The sequence below is a fragment of the Cupriavidus pinatubonensis genome, from assembly GCF_019602855.1.
Lineage (GTDB): Bacteria > Pseudomonadota > Gammaproteobacteria > Burkholderiales > Burkholderiaceae > Cupriavidus > Cupriavidus pinatubonensis.
In genome coordinates this window covers 1,177,235-1,194,978 of the sequence record NZ_CP080767.1, presented here as the reverse complement: position 1 = coordinate 1,194,978, position 17,744 = coordinate 1,177,235, and the positions used below count along the sequence as shown (strand labels likewise).

General features: G+C 65.4%; 19 protein-coding genes. 5 read left to right on the top strand and 14 right to left on the bottom strand.

Translation table 11 applies throughout. The annotated features are described in order from the left end of the window. Positions 1-32: 32 nt before the first annotated feature. From K2O51_RS18015 to K2O51_RS18000, 4 genes are all read right to left on the bottom strand, one after another. Entirely contained in the window at positions 33-608 is a 576-nt protein-coding gene (locus K2O51_RS18015; protein WP_140949022.1) for a class I SAM-dependent methyltransferase, read from the bottom strand. A gap of 11 nt (positions 609-619) precedes the next feature. Next, positions 620-1,285: a site-2 protease family protein gene (locus tag K2O51_RS18010; RefSeq protein ID WP_011297284.1), complete on the bottom strand. Its 666-nt coding sequence runs from the start codon at positions 1,283-1,285 to the stop codon at positions 620-622. Positions 1,286-1,336: 51 nt separating this feature from the next. After that, positions 1,337-1,960, bottom strand: coding sequence for an L-threonylcarbamoyladenylate synthase (locus K2O51_RS18005; protein WP_011297283.1), 624 nt, complete (start codon positions 1,958-1,960; stop codon positions 1,337-1,339). Positions 1,961-2,044: 84 nt separating this feature from the next. Next, positions 2,045-2,890: a 3',5'-nucleoside bisphosphate phosphatase gene (locus K2O51_RS18000; protein WP_011297282.1), complete on the bottom strand. Its 846-nt coding sequence runs from the start codon at positions 2,888-2,890 to the stop codon at positions 2,045-2,047. A gap of 151 nt (positions 2,891-3,041) precedes the next feature. On the opposite strand from K2O51_RS18000, the gene K2O51_RS17995 reads away from it, so the two are divergent. Next, positions 3,042-4,130: an NAD(P)/FAD-dependent oxidoreductase gene (locus K2O51_RS17995; RefSeq protein ID WP_011297281.1), complete on the top strand. Its 1,089-nt coding sequence runs from the start codon at positions 3,042-3,044 to the stop codon at positions 4,128-4,130. Between the two features lie 15 nt (positions 4,131-4,145). On the opposite strand, the gene K2O51_RS17990 is transcribed toward K2O51_RS17995, so the two are convergent. Beyond that, on the bottom strand, positions 4,146-5,039 hold the full coding sequence (locus tag K2O51_RS17990) for an alpha/beta fold hydrolase (protein ID WP_011297280.1): 894 nt from the start codon (positions 5,037-5,039) through the stop codon (positions 4,146-4,148). Positions 5,040-5,160: 121 nt separating this feature from the next. On the opposite strand from K2O51_RS17990, the gene K2O51_RS17985 reads away from it, so the two are divergent. Next, positions 5,161-6,891: an acetate--CoA ligase gene (locus K2O51_RS17985; RefSeq protein WP_011297279.1), complete on the top strand. Its 1,731-nt coding sequence runs from the start codon at positions 5,161-5,163 to the stop codon at positions 6,889-6,891. Here the strand turns inward: K2O51_RS17985 and K2O51_RS17980 are convergent. Continuing rightward, complete coding sequence (locus K2O51_RS17980) at positions 6,888-7,736, bottom strand: ferritin-like domain-containing protein (protein ID WP_220631459.1); 849 nt, start codon at positions 7,734-7,736, stop codon at positions 6,888-6,890. The two genes, K2O51_RS17985 and K2O51_RS17980, sit on opposite strands and share 4 nt — an antisense overlap. Before the next feature lie 162 nt (positions 7,737-7,898). Between K2O51_RS17980 and K2O51_RS17975 the strand changes: the two genes are divergently transcribed. The 3 genes from K2O51_RS17975 to K2O51_RS17965 all read left to right on the top strand — a co-directional run bounded on the left by K2O51_RS17975 (position 7,899) and on the right by K2O51_RS17965 (position 10,004). Beyond that, entirely contained in the window at positions 7,899-8,423 is a 525-nt protein-coding gene (locus K2O51_RS17975) for a gamma carbonic anhydrase family protein (protein WP_011297277.1), read from the top strand. A gap of 42 nt (positions 8,424-8,465) precedes the next feature. Then, positions 8,466-9,467: an Hsp33 family molecular chaperone HslO gene (gene hslO, locus K2O51_RS17970; protein WP_140949028.1), complete on the top strand. Its 1,002-nt coding sequence runs from the start codon at positions 8,466-8,468 to the stop codon at positions 9,465-9,467. 150 nt (positions 9,468-9,617) lie between these two features. Further along, positions 9,618-10,004: a hypothetical protein gene (locus tag K2O51_RS17965; RefSeq protein ID WP_049796404.1), complete on the top strand. Its 387-nt coding sequence runs from the start codon at positions 9,618-9,620 to the stop codon at positions 10,002-10,004. A gap of 18 nt (positions 10,005-10,022) precedes the next feature. On the opposite strand, the gene ftsB is transcribed toward K2O51_RS17965, so the two are convergent. The 8 genes from ftsB to K2O51_RS17925 all read right to left on the bottom strand — a co-directional run bounded on the left by ftsB (position 10,023) and on the right by K2O51_RS17925 (position 17,722). Next, positions 10,023-10,364, bottom strand: a complete 342-nt coding sequence (gene ftsB / locus K2O51_RS17960) for a cell division protein FtsB (RefSeq protein ID WP_011297274.1) — start codon at positions 10,362-10,364, stop codon at positions 10,023-10,025. Positions 10,365-10,522: 158 nt separating this feature from the next. After that, positions 10,523-11,812: a phosphopyruvate hydratase gene (gene eno / locus K2O51_RS17955; RefSeq protein ID WP_011297273.1), complete on the bottom strand. Its 1,290-nt coding sequence runs from the start codon at positions 11,810-11,812 to the stop codon at positions 10,523-10,525. 107 nt (positions 11,813-11,919) lie between these two features. Beyond that, positions 11,920-12,213: a DUF1330 domain-containing protein gene (locus K2O51_RS17950; RefSeq protein ID WP_011297272.1), complete on the bottom strand. Its 294-nt coding sequence runs from the start codon at positions 12,211-12,213 to the stop codon at positions 11,920-11,922. Between the two features lie 82 nt (positions 12,214-12,295). Next, positions 12,296-13,165, bottom strand: coding sequence for a 3-deoxy-8-phosphooctulonate synthase (gene kdsA / locus K2O51_RS17945; protein WP_011297271.1), 870 nt, complete (start codon positions 13,163-13,165; stop codon positions 12,296-12,298). A 25-nt stretch (positions 13,166-13,190) separates the two neighbouring features. After that, positions 13,191-14,843, bottom strand: a complete 1,653-nt coding sequence (locus K2O51_RS17940; RefSeq protein WP_011297270.1) for a CTP synthase — start codon at positions 14,841-14,843, stop codon at positions 13,191-13,193. A 115-nt stretch (positions 14,844-14,958) separates the two neighbouring features. Continuing rightward, the gene (locus K2O51_RS17935; RefSeq protein ID WP_011297269.1) at positions 14,959-15,765 is read right to left on the bottom strand and encodes an alpha/beta fold hydrolase; all 807 of its coding nucleotides are present in this window, start codon (positions 15,763-15,765) and stop codon (positions 14,959-14,961) included. Between the two features lie 13 nt (positions 15,766-15,778). Then, complete coding sequence (locus K2O51_RS17930) at positions 15,779-16,600, bottom strand: proteasome-type protease (RefSeq protein WP_011297268.1); 822 nt, start codon at positions 16,598-16,600, stop codon at positions 15,779-15,781. 282 nt (positions 16,601-16,882) lie between these two features. Then, positions 16,883-17,722: a transglutaminase family protein gene (locus K2O51_RS17925; protein ID WP_219916580.1), complete on the bottom strand. Its 840-nt coding sequence runs from the start codon at positions 17,720-17,722 to the stop codon at positions 16,883-16,885. Between the last annotated feature and the right edge of the window lie 22 nt (positions 17,723-17,744).

Genomic DNA, 17,744 nt, shown 5'->3' with positions numbered 1-17,744 from the left:
GCGGCATTCTCGCGGATAACGGAGACGCCGCTTCAGGTCGGGAGCGGGTAGCGTGGCGGCACGTTGCCGCCTGCCGTGTGCACCACCTCGCGCACCGCACACAGGCGCTGCACAAACGCCGTACGGGGCACTTCGAGTACGCCGTCTTCATAGCCGATCACACGCAGCCCGTGCGTATGCGCCACTTCGAGGAGTTCGCCGGGATTCAGAAGAAAATCAGGCCGCGAAGGCTTGCCGACGGTCTCGTTTCCACTCGCAAAGGTCTCATAAAGTAGCACGCCACCCGGCGCCAGCGCAGCGGCAAGGTGAGCCCACAGCGGACGATGCAGGTAGTTGGTGACGACAATGGCGTCGAACGCCGCCTCGCCGGAGAGGGGCCACGTGCCCTGCTCCAGGTCTTCCACGCGCCCGGCGATCGGCGAAGGCAGCGCGGCGACAGCTTCGGCATCGCGATCGACGCCAACCACCGCATACCCCCGCTGCGCGAACCAGCGTGCATGGCGGCCGCTACCACAGGCGAGATCAAGTACGCGGCCGCTTGGCCGCACGAGGTGCGCCCAGCGCGTAACCCAGTCGGACGGAGCGCCGGTCGGCGCATGGGCGAGCATGGACCTCGCCCCTACTGCAGCAGCATGATGATCGGCCGCAGCATCAGCTCGACGACCGAACTCAGCAGGTTGATCACCGGCCGCATCCAGACCGAGGTGATCACACCGGCCGCCACCAGCGCCAGCACGACAAAAATCCCGTACGGCTCGATGCGCGACACCGAATAAGCCACACGCGGGGGCAGCAGTGCGGTCAGCACGCGGCCGCCGTCCAGCGGCGGAATCGGAAAAAGATTGAACGCTGCCACGACCAGATTGACCAGCACACCGGCGCGAGCCATTTCGCTGAAGAACGGCTCCGACACGCGCGCCCAGGCCAGCCCGATCGCGATCAGCGCCCACAGGAAGGCCTGCACGATATTGCTGACGGGACCAGCCAGCGCCACCCACATGCCATGCCAGCGCGGATTGCGCAGCCGCCCGAAATCCACCGGGACCGGCTTGGCATAGCCGAACACGAACTGGCCGCTGGTCAGGAGATACAGCAGCAGCGGCACGGCAATGGTGCCGATCGGGTCAATATGCCGCGCCGGATTCAGGCTGACGCGGCCCAGCGCATAAGCGGTGGTGTCCCCGAAGTGCTTGGCGACATAGCCGTGCGACGCCTCGTGCAGCGTGATCGCGAACAGCACTGGCAGCGCATAGACGGCAAAGGTCTGAATGAGGGAGGAATCCATGAGACTTATTGTACCGGGCGGGCTGGCCGCCGCATCACATGCGGCACGAATTCAGAGACCGAACCGTGCGATATCGCCCCTTCCCTGGCGCACGAGCTCGGGCTCTCCACTGGTCAGGTCAATCACGGTCGTGGGCTGTGCCGGCGCCGGGCCGCCGCAGATGACGAGATCCAGCAGCTTTTCAAGCCTGGCACGGATTTCCGCGGGGTCGTTCATCGGCTCCTCGTCGCCGGGCAACTGAAGCGTGGCCGTCAGCAGCGGCTCGCCGGCGTCGGCCAGCAGCGCCAGCGGGATGGCGTGCTCGGGCACGCGCACGCCGATGGTCTTTCGCGACGGGTGCGACAGCCGCCGCGGCACCTCCTTGGTGGCCTCCAGGATGAAGACATAAGGGCCCGGCGTAGCGCCCTTGATCCAGCGGTACTGCCGGTTGTCGACGCGCGCGAAACTGCCCAGCTCGGACAGGTCGCTGCACATCAGCGTGAGGTGGTGCTTGTCGTCGATGCCGCGCAGCCGGCGCAGGCGCTCCACGGCGGCCTTGTCGTCAAGCTGGCAGCCCAGCGCGTAACTGGAGTCGGTCGGCAGCGCGATCAGCCCGCCCTGGCGGATGATCTGCACCGCCTGCTTGATAAGCCGCGGCTGCGGGTTCTGCGGATGGATTTCGAAGTACTGGGACATGGCCGGGCTCGGGGACGGGTTCTGACGAAGTTCGTGCCCGGCGGCAATGTCCTTTCGGCGGTGCCTGCCCGGCGGCCTGCGAGACTACCAGTCGTGCCATACCGGCGTCACCGTCGACGGCAATGGCGGCAACGCGCCCAGCTCCACGCGCCCCTCACCCGGGCCGTGGAAGTCCGAGCCACGCGACGCGAGCAGGCCGTAGTAACGCGCCACGTCGGCATAGCGACGGTACTGATCCGGCGTATGGCTGCCGGTCACGACCTCGACCGCACGGCCGCCGAGGGCCGTGAATTCGTCGAACAGCGCGTCGTGCTGTGTATCGGTGTAGTTGTAGCGGCCCGGGTGGGCCATCACGGCAATGCCGCCGGCCGCCCGGATCCAGCCGATAGCGTCGGACAGGTTCGCCCAGCGGTGGCCCACGTAGCCGGGCCTTCCTTCGGAAAGGTACTGGCTGAACACATCGCCGATCGTCGCACAGTGGCCCTGATCCACCAGCCAGCGCGCGAAGTGCGTGCGGGAGATCAGGTCGGGATTGCCAACGTACTTGAGCGCGCCCTGGTAGGCGTTTTCGATACCGATCTTTCCGAGCGCTTCGCCGATATCACGCGCGCGCCGTGCGCGGCCGGATCGCGTGTCGGCAAGCCCGTCGATCAACTCAGGAGCGAACGGGTCGATCTGCAGCCCGACGATATGCACGGTCTGTCCGGCCCAGGTCACCGAGATCTCGACACCGCAGACATAGCGCATGCCCAGCGCCTCGGCGGCGGCGCGCGCCTCCGCCTGGCCGCCAACCTCGTCATGGTCCGTGAGCGACCACAGCCGCACGCCGCCGGCATGCGCGCGTTCGGCAACGGCGCGTGGCGACATCGTGCCGTCGGACACGGTGGAATGGCAATGCAGGTCGGCGTTGATCGTTTGCAAGTCAGGCATATGCCTATTCTACTCTTGTATGTGCTTTCGGGCTGGCCCGCACGCATGCACTGCCCCCCACACAAAGCCCTTGCCGGCAACGCTGGCGTCGGGAGAATGGCGCCTTCCGCGCGGTATAGTCGGGTTTTGGAATCCCTCTGCCGCACCGCCAATGTCCACCGACAACACCACTGCCCTGCCCGGCGCCGCCGACACCACTACCACCGACGTGCTGATCGTCGGCGCGGGCCCGGTGGGCCTGTTCGCCGCGTTCCAGGCCGGCGTGCTCGGCCTGAAATGCGAGTTGATCGACGTCCTCGATCGCGCCGGCGGCCAATGCACGGAGCTATACCCCGAGAAGCCCATCTACGATATCCCGGCCGTACCAGGCTGCCTGGCCCAGGACCTGGTGGACCGCCTGCTGGAACAGTGCGCGCCGTTTGCCTTTCCGATGCACTTCAACCAGCGCGCCGAAAGCGTGGCAGAGGTGCTGCCCGCGCAGGACGGCGTCCATTCGCGCCTCCTGGTAACGACCGACAGCGGCAAGCGCTTCGACGTGGCCGCCGTGCTGGTCTGTGCCGGCGCCGGCGCGTTCGCGCCCCAGCGTGTATCGCTGCCTGAAGCACCCGGGCTAGAAGGCCGCCATGTGCACTATGCAGTGCGCGACGTATCGCGGTTTGCAGGCAAGCGCGTGGTAGTCGCAGGCGGCGGCGACTCCGCCCTCGACTGGGCGCTGGCGCTGCGCAAGGTCGCCGCGCGCGTGACGCTGCTGCACCGGCGCGAAGGTTTCCGTGCGGCCGATGGCAGCGTGGCCGAAATGCGCGCGGCCGTGGAAGCCGGCGAAATGGACTTCGTCATCGGCATGCTCGGTGCACTCAAGACCTCCGGCGAAGGCGAGCATGCGGCACTCATGGAGATCGAAATCCGCAGCCGCGACGGCGTGCAGACCCTCGCCGCTGACGAACTAGTGGCGCTCTACGGACTGGTGTCGGAGCCGGGCCCGATCGCTCAATGGGACATGGACATGCGCGCCGGCCGCATCCTGGTGGACACCACGACGTACGAAAGCTCGCGGCGTGGCATCTTCGCTGCCGGTGACATCGCCTATTACGCCAACAAGCAGAAGCTGATCCTTTCAGGCTTCCACGAAGCGGCGCTGGCGCTGCGCAAGGCCTATCACTACGCGTTCCCGCAGAAGTCGCTGGTGCACGTGCACACCAGCAACAACGCGGCGCTCAAGGAAAAGCTCACGCACGCCTGAGGCACGCGGCCCGCGTCAGGCAATGAACGATTCGATCAGCGCCGCCACCGCGGCGGGCTGGTCGTGGTGCAGCATGTGGCCCGCGTCGTCGATCACGACCTCGCGGAAATCGCGGAACGCGCGGAAGCGCTCGCGGAATTCTTCGAGCGTCTGCTTGTGGGCGATATGGCGCAACGTAGCCGAGTCGCGCGCCTCCACATGCAGCACCGGCGCGCTGACCTCCGCCCAGATCGCCATCACCTCGTCGACCCGGTACAGCACGGGATTCACCAGCTTGTGCGCCGGATCGCCGAGGATTTCCCACTGCCCTGCCTCATTGCGGCGCGACCAGTGCTCGGCCAGGAACGCGGCGCGATCGTCAGGCAGGCGCGGATTGGTTTTCTGCAGACGCGCCGCCACGCCACTCACATCGTCGTAGGTACGCAGTTCGGGCCTCTGGCGCAGTTCGTCGAGCCAACGCGCATAGCGCTTCGGCGCCTGCTCGGCACGCGTCTGCGTCAAACCAAACCCTTCGAGGTCCACCACACGGTGCACGCGCTCGGGCCGGATGCCCGCGTACAGGCAGGCCACATTGGCGCCCATGCTGTGGCCGACAAGATCGACCTGCCCGTTGGGCTGGTAGTGGTCCAGCAGCGCCTCGAGGTCGGCAATGTAGTCGGCAAACCAATAGGACTCGGTGCCCGGATAGCGCGTCGGCCAGTCGGTCTCGCCAAAGCCGCGCCAGTCGGGCGCGATCACGTGCCAGTCACGTTCGAGGCAGTCCACGAGGAACTGGAACGATGCCGCCACGTCCATCCAGCCATGCAGCATGAATAGCTTCGGCGCGCCCGGCGTGCCCCACTGGCGCACGTGGTAACGCAGGCCGCGCAACGTGATAAATTCAGAGCGCGAGGTTTCCTTGATTGTCATTTGTCTCCCCTGGTTGCGGTTCTTCTCATCCTTGCACGGAGTTTGGGGACCGGCGCCGAAGCCCGCATAAAATAGAACGACCGTTCGCAAATTATAACGAGACTCTCAAGGAGACAGCCATATGGCTGCAGCGGCCCTGCCGGCAAGCCGGCGCGACGATTACCAGGCGCTCTACGATTCCTTCCACTGGCACGTGCCCGAGCACTTCAATCTGGCCGAAGCCTGCTGTGGCCGCTGGGCACGCGATCCGGCCACCGCAGACCACATCGCGGTCTACACCGAGCATGAGGACGGGCGCCGCGACGCGTTCAGCTATGCGTACCTGCAAGCCGAAGCCAACCGGCTGTCTGCGGCATTGCAAGCGCTCGGCGTTCAGCGCGGCGACCGCGTCGCCATCGTGATGCCGCAACGGATCGAAACCGCCGTTGCCTATATGGCGATTTCCCAGCTTGGCGCCATCGCCACGCCGCTGTCAATGCTGTTCGGCCCCGAGGCTCTCGCCTACCGTATCAGCCATAGCGAAGCGATCGTGGCGATTGCTGACGAAACCTCGATCGACAACGTTCTCGCTGCGCGTCCCGAATGCCCGACGCTCGCCACCGTAATTGCTGCCGGCGATGCCCGCGGCCGTGGCAACCACGACTGGGACGTGCTGCTGGCCGCGCAACTGCCGACCTTCACGGCCGCGCAGACCAAGGCAGACGAGGCCGCTGTGCTGATCTACACCAGTGGCACCACCGGCCCGCCCAAGGGCGCGGTGATCCCGCACCGCGCACTGATCGGCAACCTGCCCGGCTTCGTTTGCTCGCAGAACTGGTATCCGCAGGACGACGACGTGTTCTGGAGCCCGGCTGACTGGGCATGGACCGGCGGATTATGGGATGCTCTGATGCCGGCGCTCTACTTCGGCAAGCCGATCGTCGGCTACCAGGGCCGCTTCACCGCCGAACGCGCGTTTGAGCTGCTGGAACGCTACGGCGTCACCAATACCTTCCTGTTTCCGACAGCGCTCAAGCAGATGATGAAGGCGTGCCCTGAACCACGGCAGCGCTACACGCTGAAGCTGCGCGCACTGATGAGCGCCGGCGAGGCGGTCGGCGAAACGGTGTTCACGTGGTGCCGCGACGCCATGGGCGTCGTCGTCAACGAGATGTTCGGGCAGACCGAGATCAACTACATCGTCGGGAACTGCACGGCCCAGCATGACGAAGCGCGCCTGGGCTGGCCAGCACGAGCGGGATCGATGGGCAGGCCCTATCCGGGCCATCGGGTACAGGTCATCGATGACGAGGGCCGCCCATGCGCAACCGGCGAAGACGGCGAAGTCGCGGTCTGCGCCACCGACATCCACGGCCACCCTGATCCGGTCTTCTTCCTCGGATACTGGAAAAACGAGGCGGCCACTGCCGCGCGATACGTCGAGCGCGACGGCCTGCGCTGGTGCCGCACCGGCGACCTGGCCCGCGTCGATGCCGACGGCTACCTGTGGTACCAGGGCCGTGCGGACGATGTGTTCAAGTCCTCGGGCTACCGCATCGGCCCGAGCGAGATCGAGAACTGCCTGCTCAAGCATCCGGCCGTGTCGAACTGTGCCGTAGTGCCGTCGCCGGACCCCGAGCGCGGCGCGGTGGTCAAGGCGTTCATCGTGCTGACCCCTTCGGTGACGCGCTCGTTCGACAGCGATGCGGCACTCGTGACCGCGCTGCAGGAGCATGTGCGCGGACAGCTTGCACCTTACGAGTATCCGAAGAAAATCGAGTTCATCGACCAGTTGCCGATGACGACGACCGGCAAGGTGCAGCGGCGCGTGCTCAGGCTGATGGAGCAGGAGCGCGCTGGCAGCAAGGGCTAACCAGCCGATGCCTCCAGCCACGCAAGCTCATCCTCGTCAAAGCCGGCCGCACGGCGCGCATCGAGGTTGAATGGCCCGCGCAGCTTCGGCGCGCGGTGCTGCTGCGCCAGCGAGACATAGGTCGATACCGGATCCACGCCGCGCTGCTCGCACAGCCAGCGGTACCAATGGTTGCCGATCGCCACGTGCCCGACCTCGTCGCGCAGGATGATGTCGATAATCTCTGCAGCGGCGTGGTCACCTGCGCCGGCCAGCTTGGCACGCACCGGGGGCGAGGCATCGAGCCCCCGCGCCTCCAGCGTGCGCGGCACCAGCGCCATGCGCGCGAGCACATCCCCTGCCGTGCGGTCGCACATCTCCCACAGGCTGTTGTGTGCCGGAAAATCGCCGTAGGCGAATCCCAGCGTGCCGAGATGGTCGGCCAGCAGCGTGAAATGGAACGCCTCCTCGTCGGCGACGCGCAGCCAGTCACGGTAATAGTCGGCCGGCATGCCGGCGAAACGCCACACGGCATCAAGCGCGAGGTTGATGGCGTTGAACTCGATATGGCAGAGCGCGTGGATCAGGGCGGCGCGGCCAGCGGCGGTATGCAGCGAGCGGCGGCGTTCCACGCGTTGCGGCGGCACCAGTTCGGGACGCGGCGGCCGGCCGGGGATGGGGAGCGCCGCTTGTAGGTGGTCTTCGGTGCCCAGAATCCCTTCGTCGGCTGCCGCGACGCCTTGGAAAAGCGCGCGCGCCGCGGCGGCCTTGGCCCGCGCATCGGTCAGGCAAAGTACATCAAGCGCCTGCCGGCGCAGCGTTTGTGAAGGATCGGGCAAACGGGCGGCGGGTGAAATCTCTGGCATGGGCGTAAAATCCGGTCTGCCGCCATTGTAGAGCCATGCCGGGCGCTGCCCGGCCATATATGGGGTGCTGCCGACCCACGCGGCAATACCCCAGCAGCAAACCCGGTGCTCTTTAAAGACTGGCGGCAATCCCCAGATAACTACCTTCGTGCAGGAGATTCCATGGCGCTGTACCAGCTCGGCGAACTCGTTCCCAATATCGACCAGGACGCCTATGTGGCGCCCGAAGCCACCATCATCGGCAACGTGACCATGAAGTCGCGCGCCAGTGCATGGCCCGGCGTCGTCATCCGGGGCGACAACGAACCGATCGTGGTCGGCGTGGACACCAACATCCAGGAAGGCTCCGTGCTGCACGTCGATCCGGGCTGCCCGTTGACGCTGGGCGACAAGGTTTCCATCGGCCACCAGGCCATGCTGCACGGCTGCACCGTTGGAGAAGGCTCGCTGATCGGCATCCAGGCCGTGGTGCTGAACCGCGCCGTGATCGGCAAGGAATGCCTCGTCGGCGCGGGCGCCGTGGTGACCGAAGGCAAGGTATTCCCCGACCGCTCGCTGATCCTTGGTGCGCCGGCGAAGGTGGTGCGCGAACTGACCGACCAGGACGTGGCCAACCTGTACCGCAATGCCGAGACCTACGCCACGCGCCAGGCCATGTACAAGCAACAGCTCAAGCGGATCGACTGACACGCGCCGCAGCAGCTACAACCGATTGACAGACAGACTATTGTGACCGATACGACCACTACCGACACCCTGCAAAAGTTCCTGTTCGACGCGGCCCCCGTGCGCGGCGAACTGGTGCGCATGGAAGCCACCTGGCGCGAAGTGCTGAACCGCCATGCCTACCCCGCTCCTGTGCGGCGCGTGCTCGGCGAGATGATGGCTGCCGCCGCGCTGCTGTCGGCAAACCTGAAGTTCAACGGTGCGCTCGTCATGCAATTGCACGGCGACGGCCCGGTGCGCATGCTGGTGGTGGAGTGCCTGTCCGACCTGTCGATGCGCGCCACGGCCAAGCTGGCCGAAGGCGTGCAGATCGCAGATGACGCCACGCTCGCGGACCTCGTCAATGTCCACGGCCACGGCCGCTTCGCTATCACGCTGGATCCGAAAGACAAGCTGCCGGGCCAGCAGCCGTACCAGGGCATCGTACCGCTGTCCGACGCCCACGGTCCGCTGGCGTCGATGAGCGCCGTGCTCGAGCATTACATGCAGGCCTCCGAGCAGCTGGACACGCGCCTGTGGCTGGCCGCGGACGACCACGCCGCAGCTGGCATGCTGCTGCAGAAGCTGCCGTCTTACGGCGGCACGCAGGAAGTCGGCGAGACCGGCGCTGCGCTGACGGAAGAGACCCGCGCGCAGGATCTGGATACGTGGGACCGTGCGTGCCAGCTCGGCAACACACTGAAGTCGGATGAGCTGCTGGCCGAGACGCCGGACACGCTGCTGCGCCGTCTGTTCTGGGAAGACCTGCAAGACGCCGGCCTGCGCGTGTTCGAGCCGCTGACCCCGCATTTCCACTGCTCATGCTCGCGCGCCAAAGTAGCGGGCATGCTGCAGTCGCTGGGCCAGGAGGAAATCGACGGCATCGTGGCCGAGCGCGGCCATGTGGAGATCCATTGCGATTTCTGCGGCCAGCGCTATGAGTTCGACGCCGTCGACTGCGCCCAGCTGTTCACGCCGGCCCATGTGGCCACCGGCGCCGGCGAAGGCGCCCATCACCACCACTGAGCCGGAAGCCGCCGGCCCAGCCGGCGGCATGGCACGCATGTCGGGTGCGAACCACCCTGCAGGGCGCAAGTCCAACAGCTAAGCTGTTATCAAACGGTTGCCATGCCCATGCCTGGCGCCGGCCGTTCTGACTTGCCACTTGTTGCTGCCATGTCTGCCGCCCGTTGCAACTGCTCCCTGCCTGTCTTGCCCGCCTTGCTGGCTGCCGCGCTATTGGCCGGCGGCTGTGCCGCGCCAGTGCCGCGCGATGTCAACGGAACCCCAGCCACGGCACGCCTGTCTCCGGATGCCACGACGACCGTACCGCTCACGGTCGAGCAGCTGCAGCAGTTGGACGCCCTGAACCAGCAGATCCTGCACGATCAGGAAGCCGCCATCCGCCAGCAGCAGGCCTACGAGGCCGCTTACCGCTCGGCCTACGCCTACCCGAATGTCAATTGGAATCTGTTTTACGGAGGCTGGGGTGGCGGCCACTGGGGCGCCGGGGTTGGTTTCAGCTCACCTGGCTACTGGGGCGGCTACCCATACTGGTGGTAAGCCTCCCGCCAAGGGGGCTCAGTGCCGGCCGGTAGCGGCCGGCGAATTCGGCGGTGGGGGCAGCGGCGGTGTGGCGCTGACCTTGGGTGCCGGCGCAACGAACTGCACGAAGACCTCGCCGTCCTTCACCATGCCCAGCTCGTAGCGGGCGCGCTCCTCGATGGCGCCGGTACCGTCCTGCAGGTCCTTCACCTCCCCTTCCAGCTTGGCATTGCGCAGCTTCAGCATCTGGTTGCGCGTGGCCTGCTCCTGCACCTGGTGATTGAGTTCCCAGACGCGCAGCCAACCGCCCTTGCCCAGCCAGAGTGGATACTGGATGGCGAGCAGCAGCACGAACAACAGCAAAGAAATCAGGCGCATGAGGCGTGGCGGACAGAAATTTCCGCACAATGATCAGCGAACTCGGGCCATAAGGCAATGCCGGCCAGATTTCGATACAAATCCGGATACAACAACGGCGGCGGCCGGATGCAATCCGTGCCGCCGCCGTCAGAGGCGAGTCAGTCGCCTGCCTTGGCTCAGCGCAGGTTGTAGAACGCGCTCTTGCCCGGGTAGCTGGCGATATCGCCGAGGTCTTCCTCGATACGCAGCAGCTGGTTGTACTTCGAGATGCGGTCCGAACGCGACAGGGAGCCGGTCTTGATCTGGCCGGCATTGGTACCGACAGCGATGTCGGCGATGGTGCTGTCCTCGGTCTCGCCCGAACGGTGCGAGATCACGGCGGTGTAGCCGGCGCGCTTGGCCATTTCGATGGCGGCAAACGTCTCGGTCAGCGTACCGATCTGGTTGATCTTGATCAGGATCGAGTTGCCGATGCCCTTGTCGATGCCTTCCTTCAGGATCTTCGTGTTGGTCACGAACAGGTCGTCGCCGACCAGCTGCACGCGCTTGCCGAGCTTGTCGGTCAGGGTCTTCCAGCCGTCCCAGTCGCCTTCGGCCATGCCGTCCTCGATCGAGACGATCGGGAACTTGTCGCACAGGTTGGCCAGGTAATCGGCGAATTGCGTCGACGACAGCTTCAGGCCTTCGCCTTCCAGCACGTAGACGTCTTCGGCTTCGTGGTAGAACTCGCTCGCGGCGCAGTCCAGCGCCAGCAGCACGTCTTCACCCATGCGATAGCCGGCCTTCTCGACGGCCTGGACGATGGTGTTCAGGCACTCCTCGTTCGACGAGAAGTTCGGGGCGAAGCCGCCCTCGTCGCCCACGGCGGTGGACATGCCCTTGTCGGCCAGAATCTTCTTCAGCGCGTGGAAGACTTCGGCGCCGCAACGCAGCGCTTCACGGAAGCTGGTCGCCGACACCGGCATGACCATGAATTCCTGGATGTCCAGGCTGTTGTTGGCGTGCGCGCCCCCGTTGACGATGTTCATCATCGGCACCGGCATCTGCATGGCGCCCGAACCGCCGAAGTAGCGGTACAGCGGCAGACCGGCTTCCTCGGCGGCAGCTTTGGCCACGGCCATCGACACGGCCAGCATGGCGTTGGCGCCCAGGCGGCTCTTGTTCTCGGTGCCGTCCAGGTCGATCAGGGTGCGGTCCAGGAAGGCCTGCTCGGAAGCGTCCAGGCCCATGATGGCTTCGGAGATCTCGGTGTTGATGTGCTCGACGGCCTTCAGCACGCCCTTACCCAGGTAGCGGCTCTTGTCGCCGTCACGCAGCTCGATGGCTTCGCGCGAACCGGTCGATGCGCCCGACGGCACTGCCGCACGGCCCATCACGCCGGACTCCAGCAGCACGTCGCATTCGACGGTAGGGTTGCCGCGCGAGTCGAGAACCTCGCGACCGATGATATCTACGATTGCACTCATGAATTCCTCTCTGACTGTTGATTCTTGCTGCTGCTGATTACTGCAACCTGCTCGTGTGTCAGGGCGATGTCACGCGCCCCGAAAGTCCATTTCGGGAGCTGGCCGGCTCAGGCCACGCCCTCGACCACGATCATGTTCATGCGCGCCGCATGCTCGCGTGCCTTGCGGGCAGCGCGATAGGCCTCCCCGTCATGGAAGGCCTTGGCGGCTTCGACGCTCGGGAATTTCAGCACGACGACACGGGTCGGCGACCATTCGCCCTCGAGGTTCTCGGCCTTGCCGCCGCGCACCAGCACTTCCGCGCCATGAATCTGCATGGCCTTGCTGGAGAGCACCTTGTATTCCTCGTACTGCTGGGGGTCGGTTACGTCGACGTACGCGATGATAAAGCCCGCGGCCATGCTGTATCTCCCGATGTTTTGTATTGTCTTTCGATACGGATAGTCACGGCCGGGCCACCGGCCGCGACGATCCAGGGCCCGCTCAGGCGCAGGCCGGCCAGCCGAAGTTGTCCTCGAGGAAGCCGGCGCGCTTGGTCAGCGCGTCCAGGTCCCTGAGCACGGCCAGCAGTTCCTTCATGCGCGACAGCGGCACCGCGTTGGGGCCATCGGACATGGCCTTGTTCGGGTCCGGGTGCGTTTCCATGAACAGGCCGGCGATGCCGGTGGCCACGGCGGCACGCGACAGTACGGGTACGAACTCGCGCTGGCCGCCCGAGCTGGTGCCCTGCCCGCCCGGCAGTTGCACCGAGTGGGTGGCGTCAAACACCACAGGAGCACCGGTCTCGCGCATGATCGCCAGCGAGCGCATGTCCGAAACCAGGTTGTTGTAGCCGAACGAAACGCCACGCTCGCAGGCCATGAACACGTCGTCGGGCAGGCCGGCGTCGCGTGCGGCGTCGCGGGCCTTGTCGATCACGTTCTTCATGTCGTGCGGCGCGAGGAACTGGCCCTTCTTGATGTTCACAGGCTTGCCGCTCTGGGCGCAAGCGCGGATGAAATCAGTCTGGCGGCACAGGAACGCCGGCGTCTGCAGCACGTCGACGACGGCCGCGACGGGCTTGATCTCGTCGATCTCATGGATGTCGGTGAGCACCGGCACCCCGATCTCGCGCTTCACTGTCGCCAGGATTTCCAGGCCCTTTTCCATCCCAAGGCCGCGGAACGACTTGCCCGACGAGCGGTTCGCCTTGTCGAACGACGACTTGTAGATGAACGGAATACCCAGCTCGCCGGTGATGGCCTTGAGTTCGCCGGCGGTATCCAGCGCCATCTGCTCCGACTCGATCACGCACGGGCCGGCAATCAGAAAGAACGGCTTGTCGAGGCCAACCTCGAATCCGCAGAGTTTCATGACAGTCTCCTGCTCGGCGCCGGCTTCAGGCGCCCTTGCGCTGCTGGCCAGCCAGCGCGGCTTCGACGTAGGCCTTGAACAGCGGATGGCCGTCACGCGGCGTGGAGGTGAATTCCGGGTGGAACTGCACGCCGACGAACCACGGGTGCATCGACCCCGGCAGTTCCATCATCTCGGGCAGGTTCTCGGTCGGGGTACGGGCCGAAATCACCATGCCGGCGTTTTCCAGCGTCGGCACATAGTGGTTGTTGACTTCGTAGCGGTGACGGTGACGCTCGTTGACCTCCGCGCCGTAGATCGACGCCGCCTTGGTCCCTTCCTTCACCGGTACGCGTTGGGCACCCAGGCGCATGGTGCCGCCCAGGTCGGATTCGGCCGAACGCTGCTCGACCTTGCCTTCGCGGTCCACCCACTCCGTGATCAGCGCGACCACCGGATGTTCGGTTTCCAGGTTGAACTCGGTCGAGTTGGCGTCGGTCATGCCAGCCACGTGACGGGCGAACTCGATCACGGCGAGCTGCATGCCCAGGCAGATGCCCAGGTACGGAACCTTGTTCTCGCGGGCGTACTGGATCGCGCGGATCTTGCCTTCCGTGCCGCGCTTGCCGAAACCGCCCGGCACCAGGATGGCGTCCAGCGGGGCCAGCACTTCGAGATGGCCCGATTCGAGTTCTTCGGAATCGATGTACTCGATGTTCACGCGCGTGGCGGTGTGCATGCCGGCGTGGCGCAGCGCCTCGATCAACGACTTGTACGACTCGGTCAGGTCGACGTACTTGCCGACCATGCCGATGGTGATTTCGTGCTCGGGGTTTTCCTGCGCGTTCACCAGCTTCTGCCACATCGACAGGTCGGCCGGCTTCGGGTCCAGGCGCAGCTCTTCGCAGATCAGGCGGTCCAGGCCCTGCTCGTTGAGCATCTGCGGGATCTTGTAGATGCTGTCGGCATCCCACACCGAAATCACGGCGTCTTGCGGGATGTTGGCGAACAGCGAAATCTTGGCGCGCTCGTCGTCCGGGATCGGACGGTCAGCGCGGCACAGCAGCGCGGTCGGCGAAATGCCGATTTCACGCAGCTTCTGCACCGAGTGCTGGGTCGGCTTGGTCTTCAGCTCGCCGGCGCTGGCAATGAACGGCACCAGGGTCAGGTGCACGAACGCGCAGCGGTTGCGGCCCATGCGCAGGCTCATCTGGCGCGCGGCTTCCAGGAACGGCAGCGATTCGATGTCACCGACGGTGCCGCCGATTTCCACCAGCGCCACATCAGCCTTGCCGTCGTGCGACGCTGCAGCGCCACGCTCGATAAAGGCCTGGATCTCGTTGGTGATATGCGGAATCACCTGCACGGTCTTGCCCAGGTATTCGCCGCGGCGCTCCTTGCGGATCACCGATTCGTAGATTTGGCCCGTAGTGAAGTTGTTCGACTTGCGCATCTTGGCCGAGACGAAGCGCTCGTAGTGGCCAAGATCGAGGTCGGTTTCCGCACCGTCTTCCGTGACAAACACCTCGCCATGCTGGAAGGGGCTCATCGTGCCGGGATCGACGTTGATGTAGGGATCTAGCTTGAGGAGGGTGACTTTGAGGCCGCGCGACTCGAGAATAGCCGCGAGCGAGGCGGCAGCGATGCCCTTGCCGAGAGAAGAGACGACGCCACCGGTGACGAAGACGAATTTGGTCATAAACCGAGCTTGCCGGGGAAATTAGGATTATACATGAGACCCCGGCCCCCGAACGGCCGCGAATTGCGACACCACCGCCTTGCGCAACGCCTGCGGCGCATGCGCCGCTTGCGCTTCAGCGCCCGTCGCGCCGCATCGCCGCGATCAGTTCGCGGACCAGTTGCGCCGTCTCCTGCGGCCGCTCCATCGGATAAAGATGGCCGCCTTCGATAAAGCGCAGGTTCTCGCCGACCAGCTTGCGCGTTGCGTCGAGACCACATTGCCGGACCTCCCGCGAACGCGTACCGGCAACGAAGCTGACAGGCACCGGCGCACCGCGCGCAACCTTGCGCCCAAGGCTGGTGGGCAGCGTCCGATAGATCCAGTACTCGACCTCGCGGTTGAAGCGGAGCTGCCGTTCGTCGTCCTTGCCCGTCGGCTCGGTGCCGTGCATCGTGTAGTCGCGCAGCATGTCCTGATCCCAGACTGCGAAGTTCGGCTTGGAGCGGAAGTGCTCCCACACCGCCTCGGCATCAGGCCAGTGCGTGCGGCGGTTCTTGGTCACGGCGGCCGGCCCCGGCTTCTCGTCCATGCCGAACAACTGCGCCGTCTTCAGCAGCGACGCGCGCCAGCCAGCGATGATCGGCGAATCGAGCATCACCACGCCGCGCACCCACTCCGGGCGGCGCAGCGCGGCCATCAGTGACAGGAAGCCGCCCAGCGAATGCCCCACCAGCCACACCGGTTCCCGGTACTGGCGCTCCAGCGAATCCAGCAGCTCTTCCACGAGATGCGGCCAGCCGCGCGTCACCGGGAATTCAGGCCGGTGCCCGTAGCGCTCCACCGCGCGGAATTCGAAGTCGTCCTCGAGTTCGGCGAACAGCTTGCGGTACGTCGGCACCGGGAAGCCATTGGCATGGGAAAAATGAATGATGTCGCGCATTGCCCCGCCCGGCTCAGTCCTGCGCGCGGGAACGCTCGCGCGTGGCGCGCACCGGCTGGCCCCAGCGATCGGTTTCGTCCGTACGTGCAAGCGGAAACTCCGCCTCACGGGAAGCATCCCATTCGGGATCGTTGATCTCACCGAACACCTGGCGCAGCCGCTGGCCCCAGGTATCGCGGATCATGCGGAAGTAGGCGTTCCTTTCGTCGATGTTGACAAAGCGCGTCACCCGAAGCGCATCCGCCTCATAGACCATCAGGTCCAGCGGCAAACCCACCGAAATATTTGACTTGAGCGTGGAATCCATCGAGATCAGCGCGCATTTGGCGGCTTCGCCGAGGGGCAGCGATGGATGCACGACGCGGTCCAGGATCGGCTTGCCGTACTTGGCCTCGCCGATCTGGAAAAAGCAGTTCTCGGGCGTGGCCTCGACGAAATTGCCGGCTGCGTAGACATTGAACAAGCGCATACGCTCGCCGCGGATCTGGCCGCCAAAGATCAGGCTGACATTGAACTCGATACCGGCATCGCGCAGCGCGTGGGCATCGCGCTTGTGTACCTGGCGTACGGCCTCGCCGACGATGGACGTGGCTTCGAACATATCGCGCGCGGTCCACAGTGAGCGCTTTTCGTCCCGCCCTTCGACCAGGCACTGGCGCACTGACTGGCTGATGGCGAGGTTGCCGGCGGTCATCAGCACCATCACGCGGTCGCCGGGCTCTTCGAACACGGTCATCTTGCGCGCGGTGGAAATGGCATCGACACCGGCGTTGGTGCGCGAGTCGGAAAGAAGAACCAGGCCGGCATCAAGCCGCATGGCAACACAGTAGGTCATGGTCTTGTCGGGTTCTACTTGGAACCGAGCGGAGTCGCAGCGGGAATTCTAGCGCCCCGAGCCGGGCTGCGGCCACCGGCCTCGCCGGTTTCGAGTCAGTGTTCAGATTTTGGGCCGGAGTGCTTTACTGGCAGGCTCTTCCCTTTTGTCGCCCGGACAAGAGATGGTCGCCGGCTACGCCGGCGAAACCGCAGCGTCTGTGAAGCACTAAGCGGTCGCAAGAACCGCTAACGCACCGCCAAAGGGACAAACCCGCACCGCATTGGCGCATCGCGCATCACATCAATCCACAACAGGGCAAATAGCAATATTCACCTGCAGCGTTTCACCGCTGCCACCTTCGAGAATGCCCCGCACCGGTGCGGCCGACTGGTAGTCGCGCCCAACGGCCAGCCGCACATGCCGATGGTCCGTGACGCAACGATGCGTCACGTCGATGCTGCACCACAGGTCGCGCCCCGCATCGAGACACACATCGGCCCACGCATGACTGGCCAGCTCCGTAGCGGCCGGGTCATAGAAGTACCCACTCACATAACGCGCCGGGATCCCGAACGCGCGGCAAGCGGCGACCATGACCTGTGCCTGGTCCTGGCACACGCCATTGCCAAGGCGGAACGCTTCTGCAGCGGAAGTGCCGACGTGGGTCGTATTCGACGCATAGCGCACGCGATCCGTGATGCCGCCGGCCAGCGCGAGCAGCGCCGGCACCTCGTGCCCCGCCACCAGGAAAGGTGCAGCGAAGGCGCGCATGTCAGGCGGCGCCGTCGTCAGTGGCGTGCCGCCGACGAAGTACAACGGGGAGACGCGCGACTCGCCGTGGGCCGGCACATCGCGGAATGCGTAGTGGCTGTCACGTCCGGCGTCGTCATGATAAGGCGTCACCTGCACCTCGCCGATCGCGGTAATCGCAATCGTGTCGGCCGGGCCGCTGACGGTGAAGTTGTGGACGATATTGCCGAAGCCATCGCGCGCCTCCGACAGGTTGCCAGGCGCCTGCAGCGCCCAGGCCTTGACGGCCTGCAGCGGGCCCGAGCGCGGTGCGAGGCGCAGCTCATGCACGCTGCGCCGCACCGGCTCCGCATAGCGGTAGACGGTCTGGTGGTGGATCTTGTATTTCACGGTATCCGGAGGGCCGCTGCGA